This window comes from Sediminibacterium sp. C3, assembly GCF_000508085.1.
Lineage (GTDB): Bacteria > Bacteroidota > Bacteroidia > Chitinophagales > Chitinophagaceae > Sediminibacterium.
In genome coordinates this window covers 1284024-1297742 of the sequence record NZ_KI669560.1, presented here as the reverse complement: position 1 = coordinate 1297742, position 13719 = coordinate 1284024, and the positions used below count along the sequence as shown (strand labels likewise).

At 39.7% G+C, this 13719-nt stretch carries 12 protein-coding genes; all 12 read left to right on the top strand.

What is annotated here, in order from left to right; all coding sequences use genetic code 11:
• The first annotated feature begins 87 nt into the window (after positions 1-87).
• From F777_RS0105980 to F777_RS0105925, 12 genes are read left to right on the top strand one after another with little or no spacing between them, the layout of a single operon-like run.
• On the top strand, positions 88-714 hold the full coding sequence (locus F777_RS0105980; protein ID WP_152530873.1) for a hypothetical protein: 627 nt from the start codon (positions 88-90) through the stop codon (positions 712-714).
• 13 nt (positions 715-727) lie between these two features.
• On the top strand, positions 728-1660 hold the full coding sequence (locus F777_RS0105975; RefSeq protein ID WP_026751238.1) for a glycosyltransferase family 2 protein: 933 nt from the start codon (positions 728-730) through the stop codon (positions 1658-1660).
• Between the two features lie 9 nt (positions 1661-1669).
• Positions 1670-2662 (top strand): NAD-dependent epimerase/dehydratase family protein, encoded by a 993-nt coding sequence (locus tag F777_RS0105970; RefSeq protein ID WP_026751237.1) that lies wholly within the window; start codon positions 1670-1672, stop codon positions 2660-2662.
• 9 nt (positions 2663-2671) lie between these two features.
• The gene (locus F777_RS0105965; RefSeq protein WP_152530872.1) at positions 2672-3520 is read left to right on the top strand and encodes a hypothetical protein; all 849 of its coding nucleotides are present in this window, start codon (positions 2672-2674) and stop codon (positions 3518-3520) included.
• Positions 3517-4038, top strand: coding sequence for a hypothetical protein (locus F777_RS0105960; protein WP_026751235.1), 522 nt, complete (start codon positions 3517-3519; stop codon positions 4036-4038). Before F777_RS0105965 ends, F777_RS0105960 begins: the two co-directional genes overlap by 4 nt.
• On the top strand, positions 4038-5216 hold the full coding sequence (locus F777_RS17200) for a glycosyltransferase family 4 protein (RefSeq protein ID WP_051408467.1): 1179 nt from the start codon (positions 4038-4040) through the stop codon (positions 5214-5216). Before F777_RS0105960 ends, F777_RS17200 begins: the two co-directional genes overlap by 1 nt.
• Positions 5203-6294: an acyltransferase family protein gene (locus tag F777_RS0105950; protein WP_037369165.1), complete on the top strand. Its 1092-nt coding sequence runs from the start codon at positions 5203-5205 to the stop codon at positions 6292-6294. Before F777_RS17200 ends, F777_RS0105950 begins: the two co-directional genes overlap by 14 nt.
• On the top strand, positions 6278-7546 hold the full coding sequence (locus F777_RS0105945; protein WP_026751233.1) for a glycosyltransferase family 4 protein: 1269 nt from the start codon (positions 6278-6280) through the stop codon (positions 7544-7546). The genes F777_RS0105950 and F777_RS0105945 overlap by 17 nt, the downstream gene beginning before the upstream one ends.
• A complete protein-coding gene (locus tag F777_RS15915; protein ID WP_051408466.1) occupies positions 7488-8285 on the top strand; it encodes a WecB/TagA/CpsF family glycosyltransferase in 798 nt (265 codons plus the stop codon). Before F777_RS0105945 ends, F777_RS15915 begins: the two co-directional genes overlap by 59 nt.
• Before the next feature lie 18 nt (positions 8286-8303).
• Entirely contained in the window at positions 8304-9713 is a 1410-nt protein-coding gene (locus F777_RS15910; RefSeq protein ID WP_051408465.1) for an undecaprenyl-phosphate glucose phosphotransferase, read from the top strand.
• Between the two features lie 10 nt (positions 9714-9723).
• Positions 9724-11346 carry a hypothetical protein gene (locus F777_RS0105930; RefSeq protein ID WP_152530871.1) on the top strand — a complete coding sequence of 541 codons (1623 nt, stop codon included), beginning with the start codon at positions 9724-9726 and terminating at the stop codon, positions 11344-11346.
• 56 nt (positions 11347-11402) lie between these two features.
• The gene (locus tag F777_RS0105925; RefSeq protein WP_161631490.1) at positions 11403-13718 is read left to right on the top strand and encodes an SLBB domain-containing protein; all 2316 of its coding nucleotides are present in this window, start codon (positions 11403-11405) and stop codon (positions 13716-13718) included.
• Position 13719: the final 1 nt, after the last annotated feature.

Genomic DNA, 13719 nt, shown 5'->3' with positions numbered 1-13719 from the left:
TTAAATTCATAGACGCAAAATAGATAAAATTGTACCTTCGATAACATGACTCGTAAGAATTTGTTTCATTTTGGAATTATGGGCGGAATGATATTGCTGGTTATGGTAATTTCTGCTTGCTCAAAAAATGTTACACAAAGACAGACAGCTTATTTCAATGATTTCGAAGGGGACTCAAGCCATCAATTAGTTGTATTTGGTTCTGCTGGAAGGGTAGACACATCAACTATATATAATTTTAATAATAACAAAGTATTTGGGCGCTTTAGGGATAATGCAATACTTTTTAAATTAGACAGTCTTCCAAAACATAATGTGGTAAAAATTGAGTTTGATTTATTTCTTCATGACAACTGGAAGGGTAACTTTCTTGCACCTGGCAGCCAGTTTCCTGACATCTGGCAAATGAAGTTGCATAACAACCCAATAATTGTTACAACCTTTTCAAATGATAGTAATCCTCAATCCTTCCCCAATGATTATCAAAACAACATGATCAATAACCCAGCATTAGCCAATTCATGGGGTGTTTTCCCGGGCGTATGTGCTAAACAAAATCTTTCGAATGGCACCAGCTGGTATAAAATTGAATACATAACAGGGCACACTGGTTCACTGGAAATTAGTTTACAAGATGTCAACTTCAGTGCCGGGAATTTGTGTAGTAAAAGTTGGTCAATTGATAACTTAAAAATCACGGCTATCTATAATTAGTATAAAGAATCAAATGAACGAGGGAATTGTATCCAACCGAATAGCCATCATTTTAGTAAACTGGAATAGTTTTGATTTTACCAACGATTGTATTCAATCGCTTAAAAAAGCCCGTTCGGCTGATTTTTCTATCATCGTTGTAGACAACGGTTCCCAAGACGAATCAGGCAAACGTTTACAGGCTGAACATCCGGATATTATCGTTTTATTTTCTCCGGACAACAAAGGATTTACAGGCGGCAATAATATTGGCTTTCGGTATGCTATTGAACATGGTTTCACCTATGCCATGTTATTGAATAACGACACATTTGTTGAACCCGATTTTCTGGAACCACTGGTAGCACACTTGGAAGCAAATCCGGAAACAGGAGCTGTTCAATCCCGTATTTATTTTAACCACGACCGCACTCTTTTATGGAATGGGGGCAATGGGTTCAACTATTTTACAGGATGGGCAAATACCAGCGGAGAAAATCAACTACCCAAACCCAGACATTTGAAGCAAAAGAAGATGAGCTGGATTACAGGTTGCGCTTTTATGGTTCGAACATCTGTGCTAAAAGAGACAGGGTTATTGGCAGAAAACATGTTTATCTATTCTGAAGATGTAGATCTCTCTTTCAGAATTCGGCAAAAAGGCTACGATCTGGTCTATATTCCTGATTCTATCATTTACCATATAGCAGGATCATCCAACAAAAAAAAGGTAAAAGATAAAGAAGGAATCGTTAATCCCATCGTTCATTATCTCAACCAGCGAAACCGAATCTGGATCCAGAAAAAATACACTCCCTGGTACGCAATTCCAACGGTAATCCTGTTTAATTTTTTTTATACTACGCTCATTTTAGGGTATTTTGCAGTCCGTAGAAGGCCAAAAAAATTCATGGCCATTGTAAATGGTGTGAAGGACGGAATAAAAGGTTCCATCCAATACGAATAAGCAAAAAGCATGAAGAAAGTTTTGATAACAGGGGTTGCAGGCATGATTGGATCCCGACTGGCGGCATACATTATTGAAAAACACCCTTCCTATGAAGTAATTGGGGTTGACAATTTATCTGGTGGCTACACAGAAAACATTCCTGACAAAGTTCAGTTTACACAACTTGATTTGTCAACCGATTCATTGGATGGATTGCTTGCAAACCAAAACGTGGACTATGTATATCACCTGGCAGCATATGCTGCTGAAGGCTTGAGCCCGTTTATTCGTTGTTTTAATTATACCAATAATTTGGTTGCCACTGCCAATGTAGTGAATGCCTGTATTAAATACGGCGTAAAAAGATTGGTCTTTACTTCGAGCATGGCTGTATATGGAATTGGCACTCCCCCCTTCAGCGAGGCTCACCAACCCAATCCGGTAGATCCTTATGGTGTAGCAAAATATGCCTGCGAAATGGATATACAAATTGCAGGAGAGCAACATGGCCTGGATTGGTGTATTGTGAGGCCGCACAATGTGTATGGCCAACATCAGAATATCTGGGACAAATACCGCAATGTTTTGGGTATCTGGATGTATCAGAAACTCAACAACGAGGCTTTTACCGTAATTGGCAAAGGGCATCAGAAAAGAGCTTTTACTTTTATTGATGACTGTTTAGAACCACTTTGGCAATGTGCCGTTAACGAAAAGGCTTCCAAACAAATCATCAATCTGGGTAGTTCTATTGAAACCAGAGTAATTGATGCTGCTTATCAATTGCAGGAGATTGTAGGTGGGGCCGAAATAGAACACCTGGAAGAAAGACATGAAGTAATAAATGCTTACTCTACACATGAAAAAGCTAAGACCATCTTAGGGTATAAAGATATTACGCCTTTAAAAGAGGGTTTGCAAATCATGTGGAATTGGGCTCAGCAACAACCTAAAAGAACCAGAAAAGAGTGGGATCAATATGAATTAGAAAAAGGTATGTACGGATTCTGGAAAAAATAATTCACGAACATGCTGTATATCATCTCATGTGCATACGTATTTTCCTTTCTCTATTCCATGCATCAGCTGATTCAGCATAAACCTCAGTTAATCCTTCGTTTTTTTGTTTTTGGATTGCCCGTCTATATTACGGCATTGTCTTTGTTGAACCAGCTGGGGCTGGGTAATCTAATGACTTTGTTCCAAGGATTTAAGGAAATCATTGTTATTAGCACCCTGGGCTATTTGATTTACCATCAAACTGAAAAAATACAATTTACCCAGATAGACAAACTGGTTCTCTTCTATTTTATTTATACCAGTATTTATTTGGTATTGCCATTGGGCAATTATGGATTCGTTCAAAAGCTTCTAGCTTTGAAAAGCCTGAGCTTTTTCCCGTTTATTTATTTTACAGGAAGACTGATGAACCCCAAACTGGTCAATCTAAAAACCAGTTTCAGTCATATTTTACTGGTATCAATTGCTGCGGGTATCGTTTTATTAGGCGAATATTTTACTAATACTCATTTGCAAACCTTAACGGGTTATGCTGAATTCCATGTTCGCTTTTTTGATACCGAACCAACTGGAAACTACGGACTAAGCTGGACTTTTGAAACCAGTAACGGGCTCAAAAGATATGCAAGTTTTTATGGAGGACCTTTGGAATTGGGTGTGAATAGCATTTTTACACTTGCTGCTATTTTGGTTTTGTACACACAACGAAATGAGGATTTTATACCTAATCAATTAGGAAGGATTGCTATAGTTGTTAGCATTCTATCTATCTTTCTAGCCATTTCCCGTGCTTCCCTTGTAAGTTATTTTTTTGTTTTTATGTATATGCAATCATCACTCATAAAAAACAATGGTTGAAATTATTTTACGCGGGAGTTGCTGCAATCAGCATTGCTGTTTTATTTTATTTACAAGGCGACATCTATGAATTTATCATCAACACCATCAATTTCAGTGACAGTTCCAGTGCATTCCACGTAGTACAATGGTTGGATGGTGTGGAAGCAATGATTTCAAGCCCATTGGGATTGGGGTTGGGTATGTCGGGAAGAGTATCAGGAGCAGTAGGTGATAATATTGGTGGAGAAAACCAGTTAGTCATTATTGGTGTACAGGCAGGTATTATTGCCGTACTTATTTATCTGGCTATTTATATTGGATTGATTCGCTTGAGTATTCAGCAATTCAAACAGAAAAAAGGGAAAATCAAGCAACTTGCCCTCTGTGTTTTATTGGTAAAAATAGGCATGATCATTCCTACCTTTACTGCAAACACAGAATCCTATGTATATATCTCCTATATTACCTGGTTCTGTGCAGGTTTATTGAACACCATGAGTTGGTATGAAAGTGAAGATCCTTTAAAATTGAAGTAATGGGGAGAGATAAAGTAACAATTGCGGTAGATCTTCTGGACTTACAGTTTGCCAAAACAGGTCAGAAAACAATTCTGGAGGAATATTATAAACAGTTTTTAATACATCAGGATCCTACAATTGAATTTGTTTTTTTTTCACCTAGACTTCCTCGGTTTTCCAGAAATACCAGAATAGGGATTATTGGCAATCACCTTGTGTTTCAATTATGGAAACAGATTTTATTACCCTTGAAAACATTTTTCAAGAGAGCCGATATTTTATTTTGCAACGATTACTTTGCACCCCTTTTAACACCCGGCTTTAAAAATGTCCAGGTTTTTCATGATGCATTTTTCTTTGAATATCCACAACATTACAATCAGCTATGGCTAAAACTCTTTAAAACGATTGCACTACCTGCAGCAAAGAAATCAGCGTTTATCATTACGACTTCGCAGTATGCGAAAAATAAAATAAACGCATTTGTTGATATTCCTTTATCGAAAATTGTACCCATTTATCCAGGGCCAAAAAGTTTATCCAATAAAACAGAAGAAAGAGAAACTTTTAACGCTGTAAAGAAGTCTACAGAAGAAGAAGAAGATTTTACAACTCACTTCAAAAAGATAAGAGCTCCTTATTTATTGCACGTTGGAGTATGGGAAAAAAGAAAAAATATCCCCTTTCTATTAAGGGCATTCAGCCAATTTTTAAATACGTCCAATCTGAATTATCAACTGGTGTTGGCAGGTGCAGGAAATCAGCGAATGTTTTCCGATGACACAGAAGCCATTGAATCAACCATTGGCGAATTGGGGCTTTCAAAACATGTAATTTGTACCGGATATTTATCGGATGAGGATCTGGCAAAAGTATATGCAGGAGCCAGCCTCTATGTATTCCCTTCTTATAACGAGGGCTTTGGCATTCCAGTGCTGGAAGCTTTCAGTTACCAATTGCCTGTATTGGTTGCGAATAATTCCTGTTTGCCTGAAGTAGGTGGTGATGCAGTACTCGGGTTTGATCCCAATGATGTACATGCATTGGCAACCCTTATGCAGCAAGTACTAACTGATGCTGCTTTACAGGAATTTTTAAAAGAAAAAGGCAAAAAAAGATTGGCGTATTTTTCCTGGGAAAAAGCAAGCAAGGAATTGATTGAAGTATTTAAAAAAGCAGCCCATGGCAACGCATAAAACAGGCTACATACCTTATATAGATGGTGCCAGAGGCATTGCCATTGCTTTTGTAGTCTTGTCGCATGCAGGGCTGGGTCATATTATTCCCGGAAAATTTGGTGTTACGCTGTTTTTCTTTCTGAGTGGTTTTTTAATCACGCGATTGCTGTTGGCTGAAATGCAGGAAAAAGGCGGGATTGATTTTGGTTCTTTTTATTTGCGCAGGTTGTTCCGCTTGTACCCTGCTTTATTGGTCATGATTGGTTGCAGTGTGATTGCCACCAAGATTATGCAGTATGCACTGCCGATGAACGATATCTGGGCTTCCCTTTTTTATTATACCAATTATTATATAGGCTGGTTCCGAACGCCTGTGGAAGATCCGGGAAGAATTCTGGATATCCTTTGGTCTTTGTCTGTGGAGGAACATTTTTATCTGGCATTTCCTTTGCTGCTGCAGTTTTTTATAAAATCCAGCGAAGCGAAACTGAATGATGAAAAGTTGGTAAAATTTGCATGGTTTCTCTTGGTACTCTGCATCGCCAGCCTCGCCATTCGCTGGTTTACCTATCAGCAATTCTATCCTGCTGTTGAAGACGCTGCCGGTCGCATTTATTTCTCTACCCATACCCGATTGGATTCCATTATCTGGGGCTGTCTGGCAGCCATCCTTTTATTTGGTGTTGAAAGCAAACAATACATAGAACAAATAAAAAATACCTGGGTATTCGTTCTGGGCATTTTGTTCATTTTGTTGTCCCTTGTTATTAGAAACGAAGGATTCAGACAAAGCCTGCATTATAGTTTGCAGGGCATAGGATTATTTCTGACGATTCCAGCCATTGGCTTGTTCAATAACCCGTGGATCAAAAATATCCTGAGCAACCCTGCCATGATTTTTGTAGGGAAGATCAGTTATAGCTTGTATTTGTTTCATTGGATCGCTGCTAAACTGGGGAATCATTATTTTGAGGAATGGAGCTGGCAATGGCAGTTGTTCTTCTGGCCCTTAACTTTACTATTATCCATCGGGTCTTACTATTTTATTGAACAACCTTTTGTAGGGCTCAGGAAAAAATATGGAAGCAAAGCCTAGTATACTACTGATACACAATCGCTACCTGAACAAAGGAGGAGAAGACACGGTAGTAGCACAGGAACTTTCCTATTTACAAAATACGGGCTATAACGTTGTACCTCTGTATTTCGAAAATCAATCCGCAGGGCTAAGACCCATTTTTCAGTATCCCTTTCAGTTGTTCTTTAACCTATCTGCTTTTTACAAAGTGTACCGACTGGTTAAAAAACATCGGATACAAATGGTGCACGTACATAATTTTTATTACCGTGCCTCACCTTCTGTATTCTGGGCAGCCAAAGCAGCTGGTGCGCAAACAATTTTAACCATACACAATTACCGCCTGTTTTGCCTGAATGGATTTATGTATTATAACAACCAGCCTTGTACAAAGTGCTATGATGATAAAAATTTTACAGCAGGGATTGAGCGAAAATGTTTTAAAAATTCAGGTTTGTTTTCCAGGGTGCTGGCAGCTTCCTATGGTTTCCATAAAAAGCTTAAAACTTTTTCGAATAAAATAGACCGGTACATTGTTATCAATCCTTTGCAGGAACAATTTTTATTGAACAGCGGCATCCCCCAGGAAAAAATATTTGCTAAGCCCAATTTTCTGCTGGGATTTTCAGATGCTACCCCTATCCCATTTGAGCAAAGAGAAAATTTTTACTTGTATGTAGGTCGGTTAAGTGAGGAAAAGGGAATCCGTGATTTGGTAGAAGCGTTTATTCAAAATGGAAAGCCTCTGAAAATTGTGGGAGATGGACCGTTGGCGGACTGGGTTAAAGAGCGGATTCAGGATCAAAATCAAGGTGCCGTTCATGAAAAGTCACAAAATCATAACAAATCAAATATTGAATACTTAGCTGCCGTCCCCCGGGAATCCCTGGCACAACTCTACCAGACCTGTGCAGCATTGATTCTCCCCTCCCGCTGGTTCGAGGGGCAGCCTATGACTGTGATTGAGGCCCAGAGCAAGGGTACGATTGTGATTTCGGCAGATTCTGCCAATATGCGGGGCATGATTTCCCATGAGGAAGACGGATATTTATACGCTATAAATCCAACCAATCAACTAAACGAGGTTATTAGTATATTTGAAGCCCGTTCCAACGAAACCAAAGATGCCCTTTCTAAGGCTGCATACGGTCGGTTTCAGCGGTCTTATACCATCAACCAGCATATTAACGCTTTAAAGTTGTTGTATCATTTTGAATCCAGGGCAAAACACATTTCAGGAGCAGCAGCAAGGAAGGATTCCCAAGATTAATATTGGGGGTACGGGTATCAGTGATATTACCCTGCATGAGACCATGGATTTATTTGATCAATGGATTGCCGAAAAGAAGCCCCGGCAAATTTGTGTGACCCCCGTGAACTGTGTCGTATGGGCCTACCAAAACAACAGGCTGCAAAAAATTTATAACGATTCAGACCTTACCCTATGCGATGGGGTGCCCCTGATTTGGGCTTCTTCTTTTATTGGAAAACAAAAATTAAGGGGAAGAGTAACGGGTCTGGATTTATTGCCCCAATACATGGAGCGGGCTTATCAAAAAAAGTATACCGTATTTTTTTTAGGGTCAGCCCCTGGAGTAGCCGCACAATACAAGGAACAACTGGAAGCAAAGTATCCCGGTATAGAAGTGGTAGGCGTTTATAGTCCTCCTTATGCAGCCCAATTTAGTGCAGAGGAGAACCAGAAAATGGTGGAAATGATTAATGCGGCAGCACCAGATATTTTATGGGTGAGCTTAACCGCCCCCAAGCAGGACTACTGGATTGCCCAAAACTTACCTCAACTCAAAAGCGTATTGAATATTGGGATTGGCGGTGCATTGGATGTAGCGGTTGGAAAATTTAACAGAGCACCTGTCTGGATGCAAAAAAATGGGCTGGAATGGTTGTACCGATTTATAAAGGAGCCCCGAAGATTGTTTCGTCGTTATTTTGTGGAAGCTCCTGCTATTCTTCCTATTTTACTTAAACAAAAATTTGCGAATAAATAAAGGATTTCCGAACAAAGTATGCCCAGAAAAATTAATCAATATTCCATTATTCGCTATATCACAGACGGGGCCATTGTGGGCATGTCCTATCTGTTGGCTTCTGCCATCAGCCTCAATAATAGTATCTGGAACAATGAGTGGACAACCTATTTATTTGTACTGATTGCTATTACGGTTTGGTATATTACCACCAACTTTTCTCATTTATACACCGATCGCCGATCCAATAAATATTCAGAAGAAATTATTTTCATTATTTACACGTTGGGGCTTTATACGATCATGCTGAGCTCTGTCTTTTTCTTTGTTGGGGATAGTTTAGGCAGGGAGCATAGTACCAACTTTTTTGTAAGCCTGGATGGTATTTTATTTGTGCTGCTAAGTTTTACCAAATACATTATCAGGAAATATTTACACTCTGCCATTTCGCATGGGAAATTGCTGGACAATATTCTGATTGTAGGCGTTACTCCTGCAGCACAGGATTTTTACGAAGCCATTAACCGCTACTATTATTACGGATACAAATGTGTGGGATTCTTAGATGATCAGGTAACCAAAATGAATGGTTGCCCCTATAAGGGAGGCGTAAAGGAATTGGCCCGAACCATTAAGGAAACGCAAATAGATGAAGTGGTGATTGCCTTACCTACGCACCGCAACAAAGAAATACAAGAGTGCATTGATATCTGTGATCAGTATGCTACGCAAACCAGGATCTTACCCGATTTTGAACAATACACTTCCTCCAATTTGCAGGTAAATAATATTGGTTTGTTGTCGGTGATCAATATTCGTGAGCTGCCGCTAGATAAAGCCGCCAACCGTTTGCTGAAAAGAAGTTTTGATATTGTATTTTCTATTTTGTTTTTTATACTGATTGCCAGTTGGCTTTTCCCCATTTTAATTTTATTAATCAAGCTCACATCTAAGGGGCCGGTATTTTTTACGCAGGAAAGATGGGGACTGAACAATGAAAAGATTACCTGCTATAAGTTCAGAACGATGGTGAAGGAAAGCAAGGATCTAGACGAAAAAGGACAATATCAGCAAGCACATAAACACGATCCACGTATAACACCTATAGGCGCCATCTTAAGAAGAAGCAATCTGGATGAATTGCCCCAATTCTGGAATGTGCTATTGGGCAATATGTCGGTGATTGGACCCAGACCACACCCTACTCCACTCAACTTAGAATCGATGCAGACCATTGACAACTATATGTTGCGACACGTAGTGAGACCGGGTATTTCCGGATGGGCCCAGGTGAATGGATACAGAGGAGAAACCAAAGTACCCGGTTCTATGCAGAAGAGAGTGAATTTTGATTTGTACTATATACATCGCTGGACATTCTGGTTTGATTGTCAGATTATTTTACAAACCATCATTAATATGATCAGAGGCGATCAGAATGCCTATTAAAATACCATTCATGCAATTGAGAAAACGCATTTTTTACACTTTAGTTATACTGTCGTTCTATAACCTACCTGCCACTGCACAGATTGTCACTGAATATTCTCAGAATGAAGTCTACAATTACCTGAGCCGTATGGACCAGAAGGGATTGGTTGCTTTTCATGATCTCATCAGACCACTAAGCAGAGTATATATCAAAGCCTGTCTGGACAGTTTGCAAACCAAATCGCAACAACTCAGTGAGATTGAAAAACAAGAACTGGAATTCTATCTCAGAGACTTTACAGATGGGAAGCCGCTTCCAGACGGATCAGCAGAGAACCGAAATACTTATTTTACCAAAGACCCTTTTGGCCGTTTCCGATCCATTGCTTTGCAGAGCAAGGACTTTAGCATGCGCGTTGACCCTATTTTGCAATACGGCACATTTCAAGGCAAAGACCAGTCTGTTACCCAATACGGTTCCGGATTTAATTTATACGGCTATGCAGGCAAACATTGGGGTTTCTATCTTTCCTTTAATGATGTAAATGAAAAGGGAAAGGGTATTGATACTACCTGGAGTTTTAGCCCGCAAACAGGTCATTCTACACGGATTGCCCTGAACCAAAAAAGCCATAACTATTCTCAGCTAAGAGCGGGTATTTATTACCAGTTTAAGAATGGCAGCATTGGATTTGGACAGGATCAGTTGTCTTATGGGTATGGAGAAAACGGAAGAATTGTGCTATCCAATAAAGCACCTACTTATCCCTATTTAAGATTTGATTATCGACCTTTGCCCTGGCTGAGTTTCAATTATACCCATGCCTGGCTGAACTCTGATTTAATTGATTCCAGCAGAACCTATAATACGGGTACCACCACCTACGGTGGTAGAAGGGAGCAATACATTAATAAATACATGGTCCAGCATAGCATAGACATCCGAATCAAAAGAGGATTGCATGTTTCACTGGGAGAATCCGTCGTGTACAGTGATCAACTGAATGCAGGCTATTTAATCCCCATTTCCTTTTTTAAAGCATTTGAAATTCAAACAGCCAATAACAATATCAATGCCGGTGCCAATAGCCAATTATTCTTAAGTGTCAGCTCCAGAAACAATATTAAAAACACCCATTTATACGGAACCATTTTTATTGATGAAGTAAGACTGAGCGCCATTGCCAACAGTGAAAAAAGCCGCAACCAACTAGGCTTTACACTGGGAGCCAGTGTAACCGATATTGGGCTACCCTATTTAACCGCTACGGTGGAATACACCAGAATCAATCCCTTTGTATACCGTAATTTATTGCCTGCCCAGAATTATACCCATTTTGGTTACTCTTTAGGCGACTGGATGGGTAGTAATGCTGACCGTTTTTTGTTCAATGTAAAATACACCCCGATCCCCCGTTTAAAACTATTGGCTCAATACCAATATATCCGAAAAGGAGGTGCAGGTACATTGGACCAACAATATTTTCAGCAACCCCAACCGCCATTCCTGTTTAATTATATGTTTAACCAGAGCGAGTTGTTTTTGCAGAGCCAATACGAACTATATAATAACTTATATATTACCGGCAGTTACCGTACCCAGAACAATGGATTTACCCAGGGCTTCTTAGGCTTCCGCTATGGATTCTAAGGGGATTGACCATTATTTCCGATATTCGTACCATGTATGTAATAACCATGAAATTGATGAATCGTACACTGATCATATTTTGCATAACGCTGTTCTTTTTCCTTGGAATCAGCATTGCTGTAAGGGCCCAAATACCTGGCTCCAGTACGCTTAAAGTTTCTCAGTTGTCTGATAAGCAGATTACCCAATTGTGGCAACGTGCCCAGAAAGCAGGTATGTCTGAAAATGAAGCCATAGAAGAATTAGTAAAAAGAGGATTGTCAGCAGCTGAAGTGAATCAATTCAAACAAAGATTGATACAGGTACAAACTGCCAATAAATCATCGTTCAGCGCACAGAATAGTATTCGGGATACTGCGGGCTTTTTAAGAGATAGCAGCTGGATATTGGCCGTACCCCAGGTAAAAAAAGTTTCCCCTTATTTTGGATATGATTTTTTCAGTAACCCTGATATTCGTTTTGAAGCCAATTTTGCGATGGCGCCTCCCAAAAATTATCTGGTAGGACCAGGTGATGAACTAACCGTTACCATTACAGGTGCCAATGAAACTGATTTTACCAATACCATTTCCAAAGAAGGTAATTATTTGCTGCCCTACGCCGGGGTGGTCAACTTAAATGGGTTAACCCTGGAACAGGCTACTCAAAAAATAAAACAGAAACTAAAAATTGCCTACCCTTTTATAAGCTCTGGTAAAACCCAGGTACTGGTAACGGTAGACAATGTGAAGTCGATGCAAATCCATGTAATTGGTGAGGCAGAAAAACCAGGTACCTATACGGTGAGTTCTATTGCCAATCTTTTCAATGTATTGTATGCTTCGGGGGGGCCTTCTGCGAATGGGTCATTGAGAAATATTGAACTCATCCGCAATAACAAAGTAATTGCACAAATTGATTTTTATGAATTCCTATTAAAGGGGACAATGTCTAAAACGCTGCAACTGGAACACCAGGATATAATACGTTTTCCCGTATATCAAAAAAGGGTATCGGTAAACGGACAAATTAAAAGAGCAGCCATTTATGAATTACAGGAAAAAGAAACCCTGCAGGATCTAATTACTATTGCCGGAGGCATGGGCGACACTGCATTTAAGGATGCAGTGAAAGTGGTGCAGATTAACAGCAAAGAGCGGGTATTAAGAGATGTACCTGCTGCCGATTTTGCCTATTTTATTCCCCGCAATGCCGATTCCATCTATATAGAGAAAGTACCTACCATTTACAATAACCGGATAATTTTGGCCGGAGCCGTGAACAGACCTGGCAACTATGAACTCACTAAAGATCTAAGCCTGGTGAAACTAATACAGAAAGCCAACGGCATTCTGGAAAAAGCTTATACCAACCGTGCTGCTATTTTCAGAAGAAACCCTCAGAGTTATGAGCAATCCATTATCAGTTTTGAAGTAAGCGATTTGTTGAGTGGCAAAACAGCTGATATTCTTCTGGCAAAAGATGATTCCATACATATTTACGCCAAGGACCAAATGGAAGACAAATTCACCATCACCGTAGGGGGCAATGTAAAAAACCCAGGAACATTTAGTTTCAAAAAAGGGATTTCAGTGGAAGATGCCATTTTACTGGCAGGTGGATTTACCAATGATGCGGCCACGCACAAAGTTGAAATATCCCGATTGGAAAAAAACAAATCGGATACACTAGCCAATAAACTCATTGATTTGATTAAAGTGGAAGTAGATTCCAGCCTGAGTAAGCGATTGGGCACACAGGCATTATTGGAACCACAGGATTATATTTTTGTTCCCCGTTTGTTGAACTATAGAAATTTAGGGGGTGTAAAAGTAAGAGGGGAAGTATTGTATTCCGGAGACTATTCATTGGAAAGAAGAGACGAAACCGTACAGGAAATTATTAAAAGAGCGGGGGGGGTAACGCCAAATGGTTCATTTGCCAATGCACAAGTGTATCGCAATAAGTTAAGAGTAGCCACAACCATTTTATCAGAGAATGAAATGGGAAGCGATGGGCGATTCTTGTTATTACCCGGCGATAGCATACATATTCCGAGAAATGAATCTTTTGTGGAAGTGCAGGGACAGGTATTTAACCAGCAGATTTTTGCTTTTGAGTCCAGAAGATTCAGGTCGTATATTTCAGATGCAGGTGGTATTACCGATAAGGGAAACCTGAAAAAAGCCTATATCCAATACAGCAATGGGGTGAACAAGAAAATCAAATCCTTTTTGTTTGTCCGCTTCTACCCCAAAGTACAACCAGGCAGTAAAATCATCGTACCTGAAATCAATCCGAATGAAAAGAAAGGACTAACTGTTTTTGAATTGTCAGCTTTAACCGGTATCCTAACGGCCATTGTGAGTATGGTAAGTATTTTAAGGAACTAAA